The following is a 23,328-nucleotide window of genomic DNA, read 5'->3' as shown; positions in this document are numbered from 1 at the left end:
CTGATTTGAAAAAAGGCTCTACGGAGCCTTTTTTAGTGGATAAATAGCTCTTCTGCGTCTTCTTTTAGATCTGTGTATTGATCGTCATCTAAATTCAGCACCACGAATACTTTATCTTTAAACACGTGCCAATCGGCAGCACTACGAAAATGTTTCGCTTCAAAACATAAGTTTTCGGCTAATTTAAGCGCAGCAAACGTTTGTAACTCAGCTTCATCTCGCTTCTCATCCAAAAATGTCACATCATGATGGCGTAAAATCATTTGGCAAATTGCTTTGGGCAAGTGCCATGAGGACGCAAGAAAGTAACCAACAATCATGTGGTTAGCTGGATACTTTTGTTTTTCGTAATGTGCTAAGTTATTCTCAGGACGGGCAATTGCTGCTTGCAGCACTTCTCCATAATCCGAGTACTTCACTGCCATTGCTGGGATCCCCGCATCGTGAAATAGACCCAATAATTGTAAATTTTCAACTGGCACACTGCTTTTTAGATGCTGTCCTATCACCATCGCGACCTGAGAAATATCGGCAGCATTATCCCAAAATTGTTGTAAAGGAATACTGCATTGCGCTTGTTGGAAGGCATTTTCTAACAGATATCCGGTAACCAGTTGAGTGATACAATTGACCCCCAAAAACATCACCGCCTGACGTATATCGGTAATGGTTCTAGCCAACCCGTAAGCTGGGGAATTAATCACTTTCAATACTGCAGCCGATGCACCTACATCTTCAGCAACAATCGCAGCGACCTTAGCAAGATCTGGTTCGGCTTGATGCAACTCATTCTGAAGCTGTTGGAGGATATGAGGTTTGGTGGGTAGATTAAATCCGCCTTTCAAATCTTTAAGCACTTTATCGTCAATATCTATCATTACGAAACCTCTTTCACAATCTAGAAAAAGTGTAGTAGATATTTGCTTATCAAGCGTATAGGAGAAAGACAGAAACTGAAACGCCAAACTGATTCAAAGCGAGAGAGTAAAATGCGCCTCACTGCGATGAGGCGCCGACAAAATTTATCGCCAATAAGGCTCGCTGTTAAAGGACGATTCGCGACTTTGCTCCATCGCAGAAACCAAGAAGTCGGACTTTTGCTTTAACCACAGCTGCACTTCGTCAAATTCTCCACCTTCTTGGGACTGACACAACTGATGCAAATAGGATAGCGTTTCTAACTCGTAGATACCGTAGGTGATATCAATCCAAGGCATTCTAAACGCTTTGCGCGCTTCTTTATCGTATAGTGACCCAAGACAGTTGCCACTCAGTAAGGTGTTTTCTAGACGATGCCTGATTTGGATATAGTCTTGCTCGGACATACTACTGTCTTGTGGCAACAGATTTTTTAGCTCGTACCAATCTTTGTTAAACAACCTTGCTGCTATTTCTGTGACTGGTGACTCTGCCGCCGTGAGTGCTTTTTGGTCCCAGTTTTTCCGCCATGCTTTGTCAACTAACCAACGAGTCAACGACAAAATCAGGCGGTTATAGCGAGTACAATGGAACAAATCCTCGATGTCAGTCGGCGAAGGTTGCACGTCGGTTAAATCATCAATGACTTGCATTAATTCAGGAAACTGGGTGATTTTTTTATAATAGGCGTGACGCTTGGAGGTGTATGTTTTTAGATGAATGGCATTTTCGACCCAAGCCAATTCCGACAACAGCCATTTTAATTCATTACGGATATGTTCCGTCGAAGACTTATCAACGATCTCATCAAATAACCAAAATGCATGACGAATAAGTGTCACACCATCAATAACGCGTTTTAGGGTTTTTAAACTGGCTTTGTTGAAATAGCATTGCTCATGTTTTTGTACAAATTGAATACCATAACTTACCGTGGCGATTAACGCCTGCTCTTGTGTTGCATCATGCTCAAGTGGAACAAAGCCAATAAACTTATTTGACTTCAACGGCGAATCATCGGCTAACCGATAGCCTCTTGCCGCCTTTGAATATAAACCCAGACGCATACCAGCTTGCTTAATCAGATGATCAGCAAGGGAAAATAAGTCTTCCCTATCCCCTTCAATAAGCTCAATCTCTAGCTCATTGATTGGCTCTATTTGACCCTGAGCACTGATCTCTCCCTTATCTAATACCACCTCTATTTTACTGCCAGATTCAGTTTCAACTAACCAGGTACGACGAATAAAATTAGTGGTGAAAATAGGGAAAATATTGTCGGCAATAGCCTCTAGTTGCATAGCATGAGGCCAAATATTGGCATCAAAGGCATAAAGGTCAGGTCTTCCCGTTTGCAGTGGCAAGTTGTATTCTGGGCGCTGATGCAACCCGCCCACCACTTCACCGGCTAGCTTGATGGTCTGCTCACATTCGTCGTTGCAGCAACGCGTTCTTAAACCAATATCAAGTGCTCTAAGTTCACGGTTTGGGGTATCAAAGTAGGCATTTTTGAGATTTTTAGCAGGTTTGTTAGTAACCGTTTTAGCAAATTGTGTTACCAACGCTGGGATCAGTGGTACTTCATTGTCTGAAACCAAAAACTTCAGCTCTATTTCAGTGTCCATTAGGGTAGTGTAATACCTATTTATCTAAGGGAAGATCAAAATATACAAACCATAGTCAGTTTGCAATCTTTTTGTGTCATACTCAAGGTCCGTGTTGACAGAAATAAATCATAAAAATCAGCCTAATTACCGATAACTTGCTCTTGCTATTAGTAAGTTAAATCCCTACTATTTTGTAAACTTTACGACCCAAATTGATAAGGCCCATGGATGTTTAATATAAAACAGATAGTGATTGCTAGTTTATTCCTCGCCACCCTGCCTGTTGTTGCGGAAGAGCCTGTTGAAACCGTCGCCTCTGAAGAGGTTGAACAACAGCTTCAACCCAATGGTTACATCAGTGACGACTTATATATTTTTATGCACACAGGTCCAGGCAAAAATTACCGAATTCTGGGCTCGGTGAATGCAGGCAGTAGAATCACGATTTTAAGTGGCGCAGAAGACGGCTTTATCCAAATTAAAGATGATAAAGACAGAGAGGGCTGGATTGAAAGCGACTTTGCAACAACTGAGCCTGGGCTAAGACAACAATTAGATGCGCTAAACCAAACGCTCTCGGACACACAACAACAATTAACCACCACAGAACAACAACTCCCTGAATTACAACAAGCTAACAACGAACTCAGAGCAGAGAACAGCAATCTTAACGAAACCATTGCTAGCCTTGAGCAGCAACTTGCAGAAGAAAAGTCAGTGAAACAACAAAAGGTCGATAAAGAACGTCACTTATTACTAGGTTACGGTGGTGCAATTGCATTAGGTAGTTTAGTCATTGGAGTTATTTTGACCTTGACGCTATCTCGTAGAAAACGCTACGACGGCTGGTAAGCATTTTTTTAGGTGGTCTGAGTTGGCCACCTTTTCTCTCGTCTTTATAGTCACGCCTTTCCACGTAACGCAGATTAACCGCTGCTATCAACGCCACCCAAAATGAATACCGCAGTTACGCAGTTCGTGAATATTTACGTTAGCACCCATACATTATGTGACAGATCACTCAGCAATTAGTGATGATGATCAGGCCTGTCGGATGGCGTAACTTCACCTCTTAACCGACCTACATCGATATTAGAGTAGGTTGGATAGGCCATAGGCGCCATCCAACAATCAACCGATTTAATAATGCTAACTGAGTTTACTAGTTAGCACTATAGGGTTTTGAGGTTACAGGCAGTATTGAGCGAATAAGCTACTTACCGTTGCGCCGGTCGGTTTGCCATGTTGCCAATCACCACCTTCAACACCACTGCCAGCAATGTCCATATGAATGTATGGGATCGGTAGTTCAGAATTACAACCATGCTTGTCTAGACCACCAACGATAGCTAGGAATGCCATTGGGAACTGGTGACCACGCGCGGTGACAGCAGATGGTGCGTTATTACTTGAAAGCACGTCATCAGCCAATGTTCTAGGTTTAACAAAGTCATAGTCTTCACGGCGACTACGCGATACTTCAGCACAATCAGCCCACAGATCGCCTGCATCAACTAGCTGTTGAGACAAGCCAGCTTGACGTGCTGGACCGTTTTCAACGTAAGCGCTGTAGGGACCAACCGCTCTTGCAGCGTGGCCAGTCAGCGTTGCTACAGTGAAAATCACTGGGTTTTTCTCACCCATGGCTAAGTCTTTAGCCTCACTGAGCAGATCGCCCATTGCCAAGCGACCTTCCGCATCAGTGTTACCAATACGCACACGGATACCTTCTCGGCTGGTAATAATCTCATCAGGAACAAAACAGTCCGAACCAATGGAGTTACGGACCACCGCCAAATAGGCAATCACTTTTACACCTTGAGGTTGGTATTTAGCAACCGCTTCCATAAAACCAACCACCGATGCCGCACCGCCTTTATCACGGCTCATACCCGCCATAAAGCCACCGACTTTCAGATCGGCACCGCCAGTGTCATACACCAAGCCCTTACCAACAAAGATGAGTGTGCGCGCAACTTCACCCTCAGGCTCGTAGGCCATTTTCACTACTCTTGGATGATGGCGTTCAACGGCATACGAAGCGCGAGCCACGGTACTTAGCAATGGGTATTGACGGTCGATAGTATCGATGTCTGCTATCACTTCAACGCTAACTTTACTGCCAGAAAATAGCTCTACGCAGTAATCTGCAAAACGCGGTGGAGCCATACGTTCAGGTTCAGTACCACACAAGTCACGCGCGGCATATTGACCAGCAGCTACTGCGGTTACTTGCTCACATTGTTGCTGTGAGGCTTGGTAAAGATAAATAGTTTCAATCGGCTCGATTGCATCGCCATGATATTCACGCGCTTCTAGCGGTTGCCATAGGCCCTGACAGGCGCCTAAAAAGCTCACCGATAGCGCATTGCTATAACGAGTATCCGCTGGCACGGCAGAAACAGCTAAAACAGGCTTTACCGCACCTGCTGCTTTAGCTTCTAAAACACCCGCTTTAGCCGCTTCAAAGAAACGTCTAACATCGTCGTAGTCTCTATCAAGTGGACCCGTCGGTGAGATCACCAAACGCTTTCCTGGTAGTTTATCTGAAACAATAAGCGTTGGTTTTTGTGCGATGCGTGCATCTACCGCAATATGGGGCGCTGCAATTTCGTTAAGCAGCGCATCTCCAAGATCGTTAATATTGGCGGTGACAATGACGATTGCATCAGCATCATTTATTAGTAATTCATTACTTGGTAACGCAATGGGAAAAGACATAAAAAAGGCCCTTTTCTAGTTTTAGAATCAGGGCCGACTATAGGTGATTTGCTAACGACTTCCAAGGCTATTGAGCAACATCCTTTTGATTCTCAGACTTTGTTTTGAATTTATTGATCACTCCCCAAGCCTCAAGCATGACTAATACACTCACCACTAGAACAACAATATCAAGCACGACCAACAGCCAGTTACCCTTTTGGTAGTATTCACCCAGCTTAATTAGGCCTGCAAAAAACGCCATACTCAATACAAAAACCATGGGAATTAAGGTGTATTTAGCGGGGCGATCTAGCTTAATTAAATACACTGAAATAACCAACAAGGTGAGGCTGGCAAGAATTTGATTGGTTGAACCAAATAACGGCCAGATCACCATACCGCCACTACCTGAAGCGCCACCAGCACCAAATGCCAGCAATAAACAACATGCAACGGCGACTAGGGTTGCAACAATGCCGTTGTTAAGTAGCTTGATATTGTAAATTTCACCCCATTCTTGAATGATATAGCGCTGCAGCCGCACGCCCGAGTCCATTGTTGTACCAGCAAAGAGCACGACCATCACCGCCAACAAAGTTGACGCTATTTCAACCGGCAATCCCCAGCCAGTACTGATTAAGTTAGAGCCACCATTAATAAATGCAGCAACACTCCCAGCTCCTAAATGACTGTATATTTCATGCCACTGCTCAGGTGTGACAGCTAACATCACGCCACTCACAGCAACCAAAGTGATGAGTGCCAGTGAACCTTCACCCACCGCACCTAAGTAACCAACAAATCGACCGTCCGTTTCTTTGTTTAATTGTTTTGAACTGGTACCCGAGGACACAATGCCATGAAAGCCAGATACAGCACCGCAAGCGATGGTAACAAATAGTAGTGGAATAATACTTGGCGTATTCTCTACGGTATGGGTATTAAATGCTGGCGCAGTAATGTCTGGCATCACCACAAACACGGCCCCATAAAGCAAAATCAGCCCAACTAAAAGCTGCATTCCATTAATAAAGTCTCTGGGTTGTAATAGCATCCATACAGGCAATAACGAAGCAACCGCCGCATAGATAAACAAGATAATGATCCAATTGGCCTTGTCACTTAAGCCAAACAACTCTGTTGGTAATGACAGCGGCATTGAGCTACCCATATAGATGGTGGCATACAGTACTATCACCCCAATAATACATAACGGGATCAGCGGCACTTGACGCTTTAACAACTGACCAATCACCAACGCAACGGCTATCGCCGCCCAAGCTGGGAATACCGCGTTAGGGTTGCCAACAAAAGAGTTGGCGATCACCACACCGAACACCGCATTGACCATTAGCAATACTAGAAACACCACAATCATAAATAAAGAGCGAGTGCGCTTACCAATCACGCTTTCAGACAGTGCGCCCATCGACTTACCTTTATGTCTAGCACTTGCCCACAGCGCGCCCATATCGTGCACACCAGCAAAGAAAATAGTCCCAAGTACCACCCAAAGTACCGCTGGCACCCAGCCCCAATACACTGCGATTGCAGGGCCAACAATCGGCGCTGCGCCAGCAACTGAGGTAAAGTGATGCCCCCAGAGCACTACTTTATTTGTCGGCACATAATCGACGCCATCTTCAAGTTCATGGGCTGGCGTGACAAAGTTGTCGTCCATCTTAAAAATTTTCTGGGCAATAAATTTGGAGTAAACAAACCATCCAAATAGCATCCCGATGATGCCAAATAGCACGATCATTATGGATTGCATTATCCTGTCCTCTTGTTGTTGTTTTTACCAAAAGCAACGTGACACGCAGTTTTGGCATTATGCCCTTCGAAGGTAGCACAAAGTTGAGTAAAAGCAGTTATCTATTGGTCGAATGGTTGGATGAACACAGCATTCACAAATACTACCTTTCAATTATTTTCGACACTTCAAAAAAGTGACAATTGCGGCTGCTCATTGGACGCAGGATTCAAACCTATTTGTAGACCAATAAGTCGCACAGGCTTGCCATGATACCTAGCAACCACATCGTCAAGTAGACGCTCAAAGATATCAATATCTATATGCTGATATTGGCATTCACGAGTGGTCTGCGTGAAATCAAAAAATTTAACTTTAACACCCATTTTATTGAATCCTTGTGCTTGGTATCGAGTCGCCCTTCTTTGTAGCTCAGGCAGTAGCTTATCTTTCATAATCCGCTTTAGTTCATTAACGTTGCTAATGTCTTCAGCAAAAGTGCTTTCTACTCCCACAGATTTTCTGACTCGCTGCGTTTCTACACCTCGCTCATCAATCCCTTGGCAGCGACGCCATAACACGCCACCAAATTTACCAAAAGCTTGGCGCAGCTGGGGTTCTGACAGAGCCTTAACATCTCGCCCATATTCAAGTCCCATCGTTAACAACTTTTGCTGCATCACTTTGCCCACACCGGGAATTTTCTTGAGCATTAAGTTGTCAATAAATGGGCTAATTTGCTCTGGAGTAATAACACATTGGCCATTGGGTTTATTTTCATCGCTGGCTATTTTTGCTAGAAACTTTATCGGTGCAATTCCTGCCGAGGCGGTTAACTGAGTTTCGTTAAAAATGTCCGCTCGGATCTGCTGCGCAATAAGCGTTGCACTGCCTTTAAACAGCTCACACTCAGTAACATCTAAGTACGCTTCGTCAAGGGATAACGGTTCAATTTGTTCGGTATAGCGCAAGAAAATTTGTCGGATTTGTTTGGATATCGACTGATACACTTCCATTCTACCCGGGACGATAACCAACTGCGGGCAGAGTTTTTTTGCTTGGTAGTTAGACATGGCTGAGCGAACGCCATATTGGCGCGCAATATAGTTAGCCGTAGACAACACGCCACGATGACTGCGCCCACCAATGGCCATTGGCACGCTAGCCAGTGCTGGATTGTCACGCATTTCGACGCTGGCATAAAACGCGTCCATATCGATATGGATAAACTTACGCATCACAAAACACTGTTTATTTATACAGCGCCATTATGCATGCAGTATTTGGCAAATGCAATTTCAAATAGTTAAGTACAACAGCAATTGAATGTTATTAGTCGAATATGACTGCATCACGAAGGACATTGATCTAAACTCTAGCGTATAAATTATTGAATTTGCCGCAAGGTAGCAACGACATCGGGAGCCGACATGAAGTATTCTCGTCTTGGCAGCAGCCAAATTGAAGTTTCAAGGATTTGCTTAGGCAGCATGACTTGGGGCCTGCAAAATAACCAGCATGATGCCGATGAACAAATTAATTACGCACTTAGCCGTGGCATTAACTTTATCGACACTGCGGAGATGTACGCTGTTCCACCCTCGCCAGAAACTTATGGGAAAACAGAGAGCATCATTGGTGATTGGTTAAAGCGACATCAGGAAAAACGTCAACATATTACGTTAGCCACCAAAATTGCCGGTGGCGGCTTACACTGGGTTCGAGACGGTGGACCAATTACCGGTGATGCAATCATTAAAGCGGTTGATGATTCATTAACTCGCCTGAACACAGATTACATCGATCTGTATCAATTACACTGGCCAAACCGCACTTCGCCACACTTTGGTAAGCAATGGCCAGGGATGATTAATTTTTCTGAGTTGGATGTAGAGCAAGAAAAAGCGGGGATGCTAGATATCCTACAAAGCTTAGAAACTTGCATAAAAGCTGGGAAAATACGCCATTGGGGGTTATCTGATGATACAACTTGGGGCATACATACATACCTTTCTCTCGCCGATAAACATGGCTTGACGAAACCAGTTTCAATCCAGAACGAATTTAATTTACTGCACGCTAAAGATTGGCCGTATTTAATCGAAAGCTGTGTTAACGAGAACATTGCCTATTTGCCGTGGTCACCGCTTGCCAGCGGTATGCTAAGTGGTAAATACCTTGGCGGCGCGAGACCAGCAGGCAGTCGCTGGAGCCTGATGCAACGTCACGGCCTATTTCGTGATACTCAGCTCGCACAAGAGGCTGTTGCACGCTATGTCGAAGTAGCTAAAGACTTTAACCTTAGTGCAGCTCAGCTTGCCCTAGCATGGTGCGATCAAGTGGATGGCGTGACCTCAACTATTATTGGTGCGACCAATATGGATCAGCTAAAAGAAAACATTCAAGCCTTCGAAAAGCCGCTATGTCCAGAAGCATTAGCTGAAATAGACACGGTATTTAAAGCCTACCCAGCACCATTTTGACTTTTCACTCCCGCCTTGTTTAAGCAAGGCGGTAAATTCTTATGAAGTAATATGCAAATTCTAAATATACATCCTGCAATCCAGCCTCAGGGCTCTTGTTTTACACGCATCACCACCCGAGCCATTGTGCTACAAGGCGATAATATTTTATTACTCTACACGGCTAGGTATGATGACTATACACTACCTGGCGGCGGAGCTGATGAAGGTGAGTCATTAGAGCAAGCACTACAACGCGAATTGACTGAAGAGACCGGCGCGCATTCAATTTTACGCTTCGAACCTTTTGGTAAATACGAAGAATATCGACCTTGGTACAAACCCGACTTTGATAATATTCATATCGTTTCCTATTGCTATTTATGTGACATTTGTGGCCAATTTAGTGAACCTGAAATGGAACATTATGAAGCATTAAATGGCATGAAACCTGTCTGGATGGGGATTGATGAGGCAATTGCACATAATCAAGCGAAACTTGACGCCACAGACAACAAAGGACTCTCTTTAGAAAGAGAACTAATATTACTGAAACAGATAGCCAATCAGCTGCTTGATAAAAAATACACTTTTTGAGGAACAAAAACCCAATTTTTGACTCTAACACCGCATTATTAAAGGAAAAATAACTATAAGTGTAGTAATGCGGTTCACGGTTAAGAATAAAGGATTAATAATAGCCCTTGTCGGCTCCACCCTATTACACGGCATTATTGCTGTGCTGTTGCTTAACACAAAAGTGCCTATTCCTCCCCCTTCTAAAGCCGTCGCAATGAAAACCTATTTGGTCATTGAGCGACCAGAACAACAGCGCGAACAAGCAGCTGAGCCTGAGCCTGAGCCTGAGCCTGAGCCTGAGCCTGAGCCTGAGCCTGAGCCTGAGCCTGAGCCTGAGCCTGAGCCTGAGCCTGAGCCTGAGCCTGAGCCTGTCAATGATAAAAAGACTTCGGAACAAAACAACCAACAACCTGCGGTGCAAACGACAGCAACCAACTTAACTGAAGATGCGTCTACCACCACAGGAAAAATTATTAACTTTCGAAAAGCACTCGATGACTTAAAAACTAGACAATTCGACAATGCAGAGCCCATCACCAGTTATACGGACAAGTTATCACAACCTCCACAAATTACTGTCCATAAAGAGTACCAAACTGCATCGGGAGCGGGAAAGCCAAGAGAAACGCATTATTCACATCCTAACTATACCGTCTTCCGTGAAGGGGGGTTATGTTATGCCGAAGTGCACACGCCTCCCGGAGTGCCAATCCATGAAGGACTGCAAAAGGGTTATAGAACACCGCCAATGCCGTGTGATGGTGGAGCAATTAAAAAGGCTTATGATGCGGCGATGTCGAAGTGGCTTAAACGGAAATAACAAGCCATCACTGTTGGTCAGCTGTGATGGCTTAAAAAAGATTAGATTTTAGTGCTGATGGCGCATTTTTCACCCGTACAAACCACATTTTCATCAAGGGTAAGTGTAGTGATACCAGTATTATTGCTAAGATCTAACTCGGTAATCTGGTTACCTTCAATTTGAAGTTTATACAACGTTGTATTACTGCTGACATCAAGAGAAGTAAGCTGATTACTTCGCAAGTCCAGAAGTCCTAGAGCAATATTGTTTGCCACGTTAATCGAAGTCAGCTGATTATTTTTCAGAGCTAATAAGTCAAGTTCTTCGTTTTGAGAAACATCGATATTAGCCAACTGATTGTCTCCCGCATTCAACGAGCTTAATTGACTAAGGTTTGTTAAATCTAAACTAGTAAGCTGATTATCTGCGACAAAAACCGTCTTTAAATCAGGGTTGCTATTCAAATTTATTGTTGTCAGTTGATTGCGTCCAGCGTTCAAAAACTGCAACTTGGTATTGTTGCCTACATCTAGTTGCGTCAATGCATTACCTTGCAACATGAGCAATACGAGTTGCTGGTTTGCTGAAACATCAATCTCAGTTAAGCGATTATACCTAAGCGCAATGCCTACCAGCTTTTCGTTGTGAGTCACATCAATCGCACTCAGTTTATTGTTATCCGCAATCAACGAACTAAGTTCTAAATTGTTTTTAATATCAAGCTCTGTCAACAGGTTATCGCTAAAATCAACTTTAGTTAATAACGGGTTTCCGGTTAAATTCGTTTCTTGGATTTCGTTGCGTGACAAGTCCAACACACGTAGTTCGACAAGCTGATTAATACCTTGAGTTGATTGCACTCGCTTATTATTACAAGAAAGCTCCACAACATCTAAAACATATTCATAACCGGCTTCTTTGGCACAAAGTAGTAAGTTCTGATCGGCTAGAACATCCACTAATGATGGGTTTTCTAAAACCTTAACTGTGCGCGTTGCCGTTGCTGTGTTACCTGACTTATCTGTAGCTTTATAGGTTAACTCATAAACACCGACTTTGGTGTTATCAAGGTTTCCAGAAGTGCTGACCGATACAATGCCATCTGCAGCATCTTTCGCTTCTACACCCGGATCCTGAAAATCTCGCCACTGCGCTAACTCTAGCTGTTGCTCACCATTAAGCGTAATTTCGGGTGGGGTAGTATCAATAACTTTAACTATGCGAGTCGCTTCACTGGCATTGCCGGCCTTATCTTTGGCGGTGTAAATAACTTCATATTCGCCGAGCGCAAACGCGTTAATGTTGTTTTCTATGGAAACGGTAACTGAATCGTCGATATCATCCTCTGCGGAAGCTCCGGGGTCCGCATAAGTTGTGCCAAACTCAAGTGTCATGGGGTTATCACCCTGCAGAGTGATAATTGGTGCTTTAATATCGTTGGTCCTAGGCACTTCGCTGGTATCGTTAATAATTGCCTTTTTGCTACTACCACCGCCACAAGCTGTAAGCGTCATTAATACACTTAACAAAATCACCGCTTTTTTATTATCAATCACTAAGTGTTCTCCTTCTACGTGATGCGATTGAAAGTATGCATATTACAGCGTCGCTCATAGAGTGTCACTAAAACAGAACCGCAATCAGAGTGAAAAATGTTACCTAATCGTAGGTGGGAGATCATTAGTGTGAGAAAGCGTAATAATCTGTAATGAACAAATGAATTACTATTTACTTCTAGTACATTTTTGATTCAAAAAGATGTGAAGATAGAGCAAATAATTAGGAGGAAAATAACACAGCGCAAAGAAATGCAAGGTTAAGAGTAGTTGCTTAATTAATCTGAAATTAGAGCCCATAAATATTTCAATGGATCATTACTCACGTGATCATTGCCAGGTTTATTGCTATGGACTCTTAAGTTAAAAATAGAAATTTTAAGGACAGGGACCTTCTAGCTGCATATAAGGACTACCGAAAGGATCATAAAAAGTCCAAGTGCAAGTTGGGCCGAAACTACCACCAGAGCCACCACCTGAGTATCTTCTTGGTATTCGATCATAACCTGCTGGATAACTAATTGCAGAGCCTCCGGGGCTACTAGAGTCGCCTTGGATACTCGCTTTCAGATACTTATTTAATACTTCCAACATACAATTGGAAACCTCACTGGGTCTAGTTTCACCTAGGTCTTTTATTCTTTTTCCACCTAAGAACGACATGTCTTCTGCCAATTCAAAGTCTAAACCGCTTCCTCTTTCTCCAGAGAAAACATTATAAACGATCGTATGACCACCATTGACAGGGTCATGAAAATCAACTCGCGTGCTACGAGTCGCTGGGACATATTCAAAGTTGCCAGCAATGGATACAGAATCTCTGCCGACTGAGTAACCAAAGCCAGTGGTACGCTTTGTCTCAAAAGCACCGTTTACACTACCGTACTCTTTTATAAAAGCACTCACTAAACTTCGGTGTAAATCAGCTCTTGCTCCTGCATCAAAAGCAAAATACGCAGCACGGCTGATGGGTTCATTTTGACAGTTATTCGGAGATGAGGCTGTCGCCGAAAAAGTATTTTTTGTCTTATTTTGAGGTGCTAACTGCATGGCTTGAGCTTGGTATTTCTCGCTAACCCCTGCCACCGCTTTGTCCCACGCGGCATAGTACCTTAAAAGCTCATCGACTAACGAATTAGCATCACTGGGTAAGCTCTTAGGTTGAGCATGTAACGCAAGCTCGTGTCGGTATGCACCTTGATTACCATGTGATAATTTGAAATACCACTTCTGTTTTGAATTAGCATTTACAATCAACACATCTTTTGATTGTGAATAACACTCCTGAGTATAGTCGTAATCAAACGGCCCACTAGTGTAACATTGGATCTCTGGCGGATACTTTTTAGCAAACTCAAGTGCATTACTGGCTGTACAGGAATAACATATTTCTGTTTTATACTCTGTAGCAGCACTTACAATCAAAGGAGTAGAAAGCACCCCTTGTAATATTAGCCCTTTACAGAGTAACTTTAACTGTTTTAACTTCATTATATTTCCTTATAAACAAAACTCGTTTCTCATAATGAGAAAATCAAGGTTAACAAGAAGTTTAAAAAAAAAACATTTTTACATTCACTGTAAGCTGCTGTAATCAATCTTAAAAGCGCTCTCCTTTGTTACAAAAAAAATTACAACAAAGAGCCAGAACAGACCAACATTAATCCGACAAATAGTATTCCACGCTTGTTACAACTCGTACTATTTTAATCTGTGGTGTGTTGCTATCTCTATCGCGAATACTAAATTGGCCTTGTCTTGCAGATTTAATTTTACCCAGCACCGAATCAGAGTCTTTCGCGAATTTAACCGCAACCTCTCGGGCTTTCTGCGTGGCCTCTTGGACCATTGCAGGTTTGATATCATTGAGTCCGGTAAACAGATACTCTACACGATTTTGATAGTCATCTTTAGTGATCGCAATACCCTGTTTGGCCAGCTCGTTCATTTTACCAAGCGCTTGTGCGACTTTATCTGGGCTGTTGGAGTAAACGGTAATACCAGCTTTAGCAACAAATCTCAGTCCTTGGTTACCTTGCGAATATTCTTGCGCCAGTTTATCCGTAATTGAAGGAGAAGAAATCGACAGCTCGTCAGCATCAAAACCCTGTAGCGTCAAAAAAGCACGTATTGCAGAAGTTTTTTGCTCAACGCGTTCTACAAGTTGTTCTAAGTTATTATCTGCATCTTTGAAAAACACGGGCCATATTACGGTATCTGCGGTGACTTCTTTTTCAGACAATCCCTTTACGCTCACCGTTCGTTCCATTTCCTTTACCTGTAAAATAGTCGCTTTTACCAGCCAGCTACTGGCAATGATCGCGAGCGCTAATAAAGCTGCTGGCGCTAAGTATTTCACATATGTATTCACTTACTTATCCTTTTAACAAATTGTTGTATAGGGCCTGTTGAACTTCCAAGTTTGTTTTTGCAGCAGTTTGATTGGCATTGAAACAAGGCAGAGCCTGCGTAGCATTGTTGCTCAACTGTTGCTTAGATTACTCGGCGGCAAGTCGAGCGCTACGCTCAAAACCCACAGCGGGGAACAAAAATCAAAACAGCAAAGATCAACAGGCCTTAGTCTAAATCAAAGTCTACTCGTAAACTCACACTAAAATGGTAAAGTGAGTGATATGAGCTTCGGCTGAATTTAGCATAAGGACTTAAGGTGAGCATAAAACGTATTAGTCAGTTTTTTAGTCCCACATCGATAGCCGTGATCGGCGCCTCAAATAATGCTAGCCGTGCTGGCTTTATTGTCATGAGAAACTTGCTACAAGGAGGCTTCAAAGGGCCAATAATGCCAGTGACACCAAAGTATACCGCCGTCCATGGTGTACTGGCCTACAATAATATTACGTCCTTGCCTAAAACGCCCGATCTCGCTGTAATTTGCACCAATAAAAATACTTTAATCAAGATTATTCAACAACTCGGTGAGATTGGTTGCCGCCATGCCATTATTATTGCTGCGGGCCTTGACGCTCAGCAAAGGCAAAACTTAAAACTGGCTGCACGCGATGCTGAAGTCACCATACTCGGCCCCAATTGCCTTGGCTTACTGATCCCTCATATTGGGCTCAATGCCAGCTTTTCACATACGGTAGCCGACCCTGGTAAACTCGCTTTTATCTCTCAGTCCGCTGCGGTTTGCTCAACGATTCTAGATTGGGCGAGGCACAAACAAATTGGCTTTTCTTATTTTATCTCTGTAGGTGATTGTCTCGATATCGACTTTGATGAACTACTTGATTTTCTTGGCCGTGATGCCAAAACCCAAGCCATCTTACTGTATATCGATAACATCGAAGATGTCAGACGGTTTATTTCAGCAGCGCGAGCGGCCGCATTTAGTAAGCCGGTTATCGCGATAAAAACAGGGAAGACCCAAGCCGGCGCCCTTGCCGCATTCAATCATACCGGCGGAAGCAGCACTCATGACGCCGTGTATGACGCCATGTTTCAGCGTGCGGGCATGCTGCGAGTATCCGATTTGCGGGAGCTTTTTGCTGCTACGCAAACGCTCGCTCTTCACCCTAAATTACTCAAAGTTGAGCACTTAACCATACTTACCAACGGCGGTGGGCCGGGCGTTATGGCGGTTGATACGTTACTGCAAAATTCGGGAAAACTCGCCGTATTGGCAGACAAGACCAAACAAAAGTTAAGTGCTTTGGTTCCACAAACGGATCATACGTGTAACCCCATCGATATTTTTGGTGATTCATCCCCTGAACGCTACCAACAAGCGCTGGAAATCTTACTAAAAGCGGATGAAGTCAAAAACCTACTTATCATTCACACTCCTTCGGCATTAGCTCCCAGTGAAGCCTATGCAGACATCATTGCTCGTACGCTGGAAAAAATACCTAAAATGTCTCGCCCCTATGTGATGACGAATTTTATGGGAGAAGACGCAGCCTATAAGGCAAGAGCGGTTTGTGCTAATGCCAAAATTCCCACCTACCGCACACCAGAAGGCGCGGTAGGAGCTTTTATGCATTTGGTTAATTATCGCCGTAACCAGAAGCACTTAACACAAACTCCCGAATCCTACAGTGAGGAAGAGCAATTAGAGCTTAAACAAGCTAAAAAGTGCATTAATGAATATTTAGCCGACGATATTAGTCTACTTTCAACTTACCATGCGGCTCCCATTCTGGCTTGCTATGATATCAATTGCATAGATACACAGATTGCGCTCACTCCCAGTGAAGCGAAGGAACAAGCAGAACAAATTGGCTTTCCCATCGCTCTCAAATTAATTAGCAACGATATCCCTTCGAAGTCAGAAGTAGGCGGTGTTGTCCTCAACCTTAATGATGGCGAAGAAGTCGAGCAAAGTGCGTTTTCGATTTTACTACGCATCAAACAAACCTATCCAGACGCGCAAATTGATGGCTTTGCACTACAACCCATGGCAAAACGCGCCGGAGGTCAAGAACTTCGAATTGCGGTGAAAACCGAATCGGGTGTAGGACCCGTTATTTTACTCGGTGAAGCGGGTACAGGGCTGAATTTCTCGCAAGCTGCGGTGGCTTTACCCCCGCTAAATATGAACTTGGCTAAATACCTAATTGCAGCGGCTCATGATAAAGGTTTCTTGAAAGAGCGAGCAGTGCCCGAAAAAGTCGACAAGTATCGACTATGTGCACTACTTGTTCGCGTCTCTCAGTTAGTGATAGATCAGCCTAATATTCAGTCCATCGAACTTAACCCTATTCTTGCCTGTTCGGGTCAGTTTTTAGTTTTAGATGCTCAAATTAAATTACAAACTTATCAAGCTGTTGAAGGTAAAAAACGACTCGCGATAAAACCCTACCCTAGAGATCTCGTCCAGCAAGTCACCTTAAAAAATGGAGAAGCGGCGACACTTCGCCCTATTCGCCCAGAGGACGAACGAGCACACCAAGAGTTTGATCAATCACTCAGTAAAGAAGACAGATATCGACGTTTTTTTGGTGAATTGCCACAGTTTAATCATGAGCAATTGGCAAAAATGACACAAATTGATTACGACCGCGAGATGGCGTTTATCATTACCGTTCCTAATAATTCAAGCTATCGAACATTGGGCGTATCTAGAGTATTAATGGACCCAGATAAACAAGCCGCTGAATTCGCCGTGGTGGTTCGCTCTGACTGTCAAGGCTTAGGGCTTGGCAAGTTACTAATGGAGGCTGCTATTCAGCACTGTCAGCGACAAGGTGTGAAATGTATTGAAGGTGTCACACTGCCTGAAAACAGCGGTATGATTGCCCTTGCTAAAAAGCTGGGGTTTATCGTTAGCCGAGATTTTGAAGAAGGCACTATTAATATGCGACTCAATTTAAATCATGCGACATAGTACCAATCCGCTTAACTATCTGATCAATTTGAGAGATAAAACCTGCTGCTAACTGCGTTAAAAATTTCTCATTTAGAACAATAATTAAGATAATTGGTATAAAAACGCATTTTCTGTTAGCGGTTATAATTATAACCATATGAAATAAAAGAACTATGAACGATGTATCAGACGCTTAGAGAAAAATCTGCTGCTATTTTAGAGGCCACAGGCCCGTATCGTCGAGTTGGCCATGCCATTGATATCTTTTTAATTGTGTTAATTCTTAGCAATGTCGTTGCTATTGTACTCGAGTCTGAAGCTAAAATTGCCAAAGCTTACAAACTAGAATTTTTTTATTTTGAAATGATCAGCGTCGCCATTTTCGCCGTTGAATATTTACTTCGCTTATGGTGTTGTGTTGATAAATTTGATTATCGCACTCTAGAAATAAGTGAGTGGAAAAAGCGCGTTAAATACGTTTTTTCTCCCCTCGCAATCATAGATCTAGTGGCAATTTTACCAACCATCTTAATGGCGTTTATAACCTTTGACCTAAGATTCTTACGAGTAATAAGACTGCTACGTATCTTTAAACTGACTCGCTATTCCAGGGCCATGCAATTATTACTTGCTGCGTTTAAGGAGGAATCGAGTTCGTTGCTTGCGGCATTTTTTATTATGAATGTGGTATTGATCATGGCTTCATGTGGCATATATTTGTTAGAGCATGATATTCAGCCCGACAAATTTGGTTCTATTCCCAAAGCTATGTGGTGGGCAATGGCAACACTGACCACAGTTGGCTACGGCGATGTTGTTCCTATTACACCATTAGGTCAGCTGTTCGGTGGTGTGATAACTTTACTCAGTATGGGGATGGTGGCAATTCCTACCGGTCTATTGGCATCAAGCTTTGCTAATCAACTTCGCAAACGACGAGAGGTGTTCAACGAAGCGATTTTACATGCGCTCGTCGATGGTGAGGTTGACCGCAACGAGCGTGCGCATCTGGATGCGCTACGCACTGAGTTGGGCTTAAGCCACATTGAGGCGAATCAGGCCATCAAAATGATGACCTCACAGCGAGTGAGTACATTATATTGCCGCCATTGTGGTAAAAAACTATAGCGTATCTGGGTGAAAATCAGCCTGTAACAGGCTGTTCACCTTATCACCGCAAATAGGTTCACTGAAGTAAAAGCCTTGATAGTAGTTACAGCCATTATCTCGTAAAAATGCTAACTGATAAGGCTCTTCAATACCTTCAGCTACACTCAATAGGCCTAAACCTTGTGCCAATGACAAGCAAGAGCGAATAATTGCTTCGTGCTCATGCTCTTGCTCTAGACCCATCACAAAACTCTTATCCACTTTGATGCCATCGACTGGAAACTGCTGTAGGTAAGTTAAGGATGCATAGCCAGTTCCAAAGTCATCCATAAACAAACGACAACCTAACTCTTTTATCGCATGCATTCGCTCAATCGCACGAGGAACGTTTGACATCATTACCGACTCGGTGATTTCAAACACCACATACTTGCCGTCCACTTTGACCTTTTCAAGTGTCTGTTGAATTTTTTCGACCAAGGTTGGTGATTGAAAGTCTAGCGCCGATAAATTCACAGAGACATAAAGGGTTGGATCACTCAAATGCCACTGACGTAGCTCAATTAGCGCACGTTTGAGTGTTTGCATCGTCAATTCTGTAACCACACCAGTCTGCTCAGCCACATTTGCAAAATCCTGAGCACCAATACTACTGTTTTTGGGCCATCTCAGTAACGCCTCAAAGCCTACAATCCGATTGCTTTGCACATCCACAATCGGTTGGTAGTAGTTGCTAAACTCACCATTTTTTAGCGCATGCATCAGCGCTTGTTCGACTTCTTTAAAGTGCTGAACGCGACCATTCATCTCTTGCTCAAAAAATTGATAGCTCGGTGTTTGCTCCAGTGCAGCATGTTCAAGGGCAACCTTCGCAGCTCGATTTAGCGCAAATGCATCCTCGGCATCATCAGGGTAAATTGCGATACCAATGTAAGGCTGTATAGATAAACGATGCCCCATGATTTCGATAGGTTCGATAAAGCTTTGCTGCAAATCCTGCGTATAGCAGGTAATTTGCTCTGGAGACTCGAGTTGCTCCATCAGCACATAAAACCCTTTGTTGTAGCTTACCGCTAAACTATCTTGCTCACGAAAACATCGGCGCAAACGTTTAGCCAGTACAGGCAACAGTTCATCTATACATTCCTTTCCATAAACTTCGTACAAGTGTTGCAAGCGATGAAACCGGATCGCCAACAGCGCAAACTGAGAAGCTTGAATGTGTGATTGTTCAATGGCATGCTGTACTCGATCCATCAGCAGCGCTTTGTTAGGCAGCCTCGTTTTGGAGTCGTAATTTGCAAGCTGATACAGTTCTTTTTCTGTTCTTTTCTGCTTGGTAATGTCGGTCAATACCACAACATAGCTATGTAATTTTCCTTCGCCATTAGCGATAGCACTGACCTTAATCAGAACGTCTCTCTCTTCTCCGTCAGGTAAACTTATACGCTCTTCTGCACTAAAGTGTTGGTGCACTTCAAGCTTTATCATCTGACGTAGATAATGCAGTCGCTTTTGTTTTTCCATACCTAGGGTTACAGAAGTACTCGACACCGGCTTACCATCAACACCAAACGCATACTGCAATGCGTTATTGCATGCTTGGATCCTAAGTTTGGTATCTAGGATCATCACCCAGTCACGTATTTGTTCAAATGCGGCACCAAAAAGAATTGCACGTTCTTCAAATAAACGTTCTCGGGTTAAGTTAGTGTAGGTGCCTGCTACTTGGATGGGATGACCCTGATCCCAGTTGAGTACCTTGCCAAAGTCCTTGTACCAGCGCCACTGCCCAGCACTATCTCGCAATCGATAAGTACAATCCAAAAAGCCCTTATCGGTCGTGACAAACTCTAACCACTGAAGTCGATATTGCGCTCGGTCGAGCGGGTGAATTTTTTGTAGGTAGTCATCTAAACTTACACTATCTTGCTCGTAACTTAGCTCAGCAACCAATCGAGGCTGATACAACAAAGTACTGCCGGCATGCCACTCCCATACGCCTGAATTACTGCCCTCAAGAGCCATCTTTAAGCGGGTTTCACGATCGCGTGTTTCTTTGTGTGCCGCTAAAATAAGTTGTTCAACCCGATGCTTGCGGTAGCTCCATAACGCGAGAAGAATAAGCGAAATAAAGATGTATGCCGCAATCGCTGCTGGTGAACGCCATATTGGATAATTGACTCTGATGGTTAATTTTGCGGGTGGAGTGTAATCACCAGTAAGCGGATCTTTAGCCCAGACCTTAAGCACATACTCACCAGGGTTTAGTTTGGGAAACGCGACACGATTTTGGTTGCGACTGAGTATTTTCTGCCCACCAGATATTTGGTATTCATAGATAATTCTATCTTGATAACTAAACGCCATTGCCGAGAACGACACCTCTAAGCCAATGTTGTCATGCTCCAACTCGATGCTGTCGTATTTTTTGAGCATTTTTTCGCCATAGGGCCGCGACATCAAATCGACACTGGTAATATTCACTTTGGAGAGTAATGGCTTTTTGGGACGTGCTTTTTTGGGGTCAAAAATGACAATGCCTTTAATCATGCCATACACCAGCCGGCCATCGGCTAGCCTTTCTGACGCGCCGCCATTGAATTCATTAGACAGTAAGCCATCTTGCGTCGTGAACTGCTGCAAATGTAAATTATCAGGATCGAAGCGCCATATTCCTTTATGGGAAGACATCCAAATCATTCCAGCATCGTCTTCACGCATTTCGTACAGCAATGAGTCGATTCGCTGAGATTTCAAATCGATGTTGTAGACTGGCTCAAACGTATCAGTCGTCAATCCTACCAACCCAAAGGTAGACAGGGACATCCAAAAAATATTATTTTTATCAATAATATAAGAGTTGATAATAAAAGGAAGATCTGGGTTCGCTTGGGGTACTCGATAAACTTCTATCAGCTTTTTTTGTTGTGGATCATAGCGGTATAAGATACCTCCACTGTAGTACATCGGTTGCTCGGGAAGCATGGGTAATGGCGGATAGAAACCAAAACTCAAAAACGGGTCTTCTCCTTCGAACCCTTCGGTTAACTTATGCAGCTCTTCTTTGTTAATGTCATAGGCGAACATCCCTGCATCAGCATTGACGAAGTAAATAAACCCATTTTCCAATAACTGCATGCCCTTGACCAATTCATTCAGGATCTTGTTATCTTCTTCGCTCTGCCCTTTTGGTCTTTTCACTTCATGACTGATGGGATCAAAGATAAACAACCCTTGGCTGGTTGTAAGCCATAACTTTTCGTTGTATTTGTCTATTTTCCAAACGATGAGTTCAGGGAATATTTCATCTCCTAAATACCCTTTCAAAAACTGTTTTGTTTGTCGAGTTTGTGGGTTATAGCGTGTGATCCCATCATTGGTGGCTAACCATAGGTAATCCCCAAACGCAGTGACTTCCCAGACATTACCGTGAGAAAATCCCTCACCTTCAACGGTTAATTCACTGACATTATCGAAATAGATTTCTTTATCTGGGAGGTAAAATGCCCCATCTTCTCTCGTTGCAACCCATAACCCTCCATAATTGTCTTTAACCATATGGATAACACTTGGATCTGAGGGAGAGAAAACGCTCTCAGCTAGCCGAGTGTCTCTGACCAACTTGCCAGTATCTGGTTCAAAAAACATTACACCTTTATCGGTGCCTAATATTAGATTGGAATTTTTCCCTTCTAGTATTTGCCAAATATTAAACTCCGACAGCACCGTTTTATAAGGCACATCCGCATCGAAGTTTTGTCTAAACTCAGAAATATCTAGTTCATAAAAACCACTGACGGCCCCGACCAACAGTGTATTAGCATCTTTTAAGAACAAGGATTTAGTGTTTCTCTGAACTTTATTTTTAGGGTTATCAATAACAGTAAGTTCTCGTAGCTTTTTTGTTATTTGGTCAAACGCATACAAGCCTTCTGAAGTCGCAATAAGCAGCACATTGTCGACATTCATTAAGTCTCTAACGAAACCATCATCACTGAAAGGGATGGTTACCTCGTTACGAATATCGCCCGTGTTGATATCTAAGATATCAACTCCCTTGATTTTCCCCAGCCACATTTCCGTATCATTTTTCTGTAAAAGCTGATACACAATATTGCTGACTAGCTCATCTCCTGAGGTGGGCGTTTTAATGTAATGCTTATAGCTATTTAGTTGCGGATCGTATCTCATCAACCCAGCAAACCCCGATGCAATCCAAAGCCCACCTTGATTATCTTGATAAATACTGTCGATTTGTGATTTATTTAATATGCCATTGGGTCCGTTGACTTCTAGCACTTGATAACCGTCATAACGGTTTAATCCACCTTCAGTCGATATCCATAAATACCCATCTTGGTCAATCAACAACGTATTCACGTAGCTTTGGGATAACCCTTCTGCAGTGGAAATCCGCAAAACTTGCGAGGCATATACACTTGAACTGAGTAATATCGATAGAACTAAGCTAATCACATAAAAGAAATGCATCGAACACTACACTTG

Annotated in this window: 15 protein-coding genes; 6 read left to right on the top strand and 9 right to left on the bottom strand. The window is 43.2% G+C overall.

Annotation, left to right across the window (positions count from 1 at the left end):
- Positions 1–32 precede the first annotated feature (32 nt).
- Both ACSLBF_RS03285 and ACSLBF_RS03280 read right to left on the bottom strand, forming a co-directional pair.
- The gene (locus tag ACSLBF_RS03285) at positions 33–878 is read right to left on the bottom strand and encodes an HDOD domain-containing protein (RefSeq protein WP_440055193.1); all 846 of its coding nucleotides are present in this window, start codon (positions 876–878) and stop codon (positions 33–35) included.
- A gap of 144 nt (positions 879–1,022) precedes the next feature.
- On the bottom strand, positions 1,023–2,543 hold the full coding sequence (locus tag ACSLBF_RS03280) for a CYTH and CHAD domain-containing protein (protein ID WP_440055192.1): 1,521 nt from the start codon (positions 2,541–2,543) through the stop codon (positions 1,023–1,025).
- 210 nt (positions 2,544–2,753) lie between these two features.
- Here ACSLBF_RS03280 and ACSLBF_RS03275 point away from each other — a divergent pair, with 210 nt between their 5' ends.
- Positions 2,754–3,377: a TIGR04211 family SH3 domain-containing protein gene (locus ACSLBF_RS03275; protein WP_440055191.1), complete on the top strand. Its 624-nt coding sequence runs from the start codon at positions 2,754–2,756 to the stop codon at positions 3,375–3,377.
- Positions 3,378–3,713: 336 nt separating this feature from the next.
- Here ACSLBF_RS03275 and ACSLBF_RS03270 read toward each other — a convergent pair whose 3' ends face one another.
- From ACSLBF_RS03270 to dinB, 3 genes are all read right to left on the bottom strand, one after another.
- Positions 3,714–5,246, bottom strand: a complete 1,533-nt coding sequence (locus tag ACSLBF_RS03270; RefSeq protein ID WP_440055190.1) for a M17 family metallopeptidase — start codon at positions 5,244–5,246, stop codon at positions 3,714–3,716.
- Positions 5,247–5,313: 67 nt separating this feature from the next.
- Entirely contained in the window at positions 5,314–7,002 is a 1,689-nt protein-coding gene (locus tag ACSLBF_RS03265; protein ID WP_440055189.1) for a carbon starvation CstA family protein, read from the bottom strand.
- A 167-nt stretch (positions 7,003–7,169) separates the two neighbouring features.
- A complete protein-coding gene (gene dinB / locus ACSLBF_RS03260) occupies positions 7,170–8,219 on the bottom strand; it encodes a DNA polymerase IV (protein ID WP_440055188.1) in 1,050 nt (349 codons plus the stop codon).
- A 192-nt stretch (positions 8,220–8,411) separates the two neighbouring features.
- Between dinB and ACSLBF_RS03255 the strand changes: the two genes are divergently transcribed.
- The 3 genes from ACSLBF_RS03255 to ACSLBF_RS03245 all read left to right on the top strand — a co-directional run bounded on the left by ACSLBF_RS03255 (position 8,412) and on the right by ACSLBF_RS03245 (position 10,842).
- Positions 8,412–9,464 (top strand): aldo/keto reductase, encoded by a 1,053-nt coding sequence (locus tag ACSLBF_RS03255; protein WP_440055187.1) that lies wholly within the window; start codon positions 8,412–8,414, stop codon positions 9,462–9,464.
- Positions 9,465–9,515: 51 nt separating this feature from the next.
- Positions 9,516–10,040 carry an NUDIX hydrolase gene (locus ACSLBF_RS03250; RefSeq protein ID WP_440055186.1) on the top strand — a complete coding sequence of 175 codons (525 nt, stop codon included), beginning with the start codon at positions 9,516–9,518 and terminating at the stop codon, positions 10,038–10,040.
- A 67-nt stretch (positions 10,041–10,107) separates the two neighbouring features.
- A complete protein-coding gene (locus ACSLBF_RS03245; protein WP_440055185.1) occupies positions 10,108–10,842 on the top strand; it encodes a hypothetical protein in 735 nt (244 codons plus the stop codon).
- Between the two features lie 41 nt (positions 10,843–10,883).
- Here the strand turns inward: ACSLBF_RS03245 and ACSLBF_RS03240 are convergent, their stop codons facing one another.
- From ACSLBF_RS03240 to ACSLBF_RS03230, 3 genes are all read right to left on the bottom strand, one after another.
- Complete coding sequence (locus ACSLBF_RS03240) at positions 10,884–12,380, bottom strand: immunoglobulin-like domain-containing protein (RefSeq protein ID WP_440055184.1); 1,497 nt, start codon at positions 12,378–12,380, stop codon at positions 10,884–10,886.
- A gap of 378 nt (positions 12,381–12,758) precedes the next feature.
- A complete protein-coding gene (locus ACSLBF_RS03235) occupies positions 12,759–13,871 on the bottom strand; it encodes a hypothetical protein (RefSeq protein ID WP_440055183.1) in 1,113 nt (370 codons plus the stop codon).
- Positions 13,872–14,040: 169 nt separating this feature from the next.
- Entirely contained in the window at positions 14,041–14,751 is a 711-nt protein-coding gene (locus ACSLBF_RS03230; RefSeq protein ID WP_440055182.1) for an SIMPL domain-containing protein, read from the bottom strand.
- A 297-nt stretch (positions 14,752–15,048) separates the two neighbouring features.
- Between ACSLBF_RS03230 and ACSLBF_RS03225 the strand changes: the two genes are divergently transcribed.
- Together ACSLBF_RS03225 and ACSLBF_RS03220 are read left to right on the top strand one after the other, a co-directional pair.
- Positions 15,049–17,727 carry a bifunctional acetate--CoA ligase family protein/GNAT family N-acetyltransferase gene (locus tag ACSLBF_RS03225; RefSeq protein ID WP_440055181.1) on the top strand — a complete coding sequence of 893 codons (2,679 nt, stop codon included), beginning with the start codon at positions 15,049–15,051 and terminating at the stop codon, positions 17,725–17,727.
- Between the two features lie 162 nt (positions 17,728–17,889).
- On the top strand, positions 17,890–18,837 hold the full coding sequence (locus tag ACSLBF_RS03220) for an ion transporter (protein WP_440055180.1): 948 nt from the start codon (positions 17,890–17,892) through the stop codon (positions 18,835–18,837).
- On the opposite strand, the gene ACSLBF_RS03215 is transcribed toward ACSLBF_RS03220, so the two are convergent.
- On the bottom strand, positions 18,832–23,298 hold the full coding sequence (locus tag ACSLBF_RS03215; RefSeq protein WP_440055179.1) for an EAL domain-containing protein: 4,467 nt from the start codon (positions 23,296–23,298) through the stop codon (positions 18,832–18,834). The genes ACSLBF_RS03220 and ACSLBF_RS03215 overlap by 6 nt on opposite strands.
- Positions 23,299–23,328 lie beyond the last annotated feature (30 nt).

The sequence above is a fragment of the Pseudoalteromonas sp. T1lg65 genome (assembly GCF_051930985.1).
In the GTDB taxonomy this organism is placed as follows: domain Bacteria; phylum Pseudomonadota; class Gammaproteobacteria; order Enterobacterales; family Alteromonadaceae; genus Pseudoalteromonas.
The sequence above is the reverse complement of the archived record's forward strand: the minus strand, read 5'-3'. Positions and strand labels throughout refer to the sequence as shown.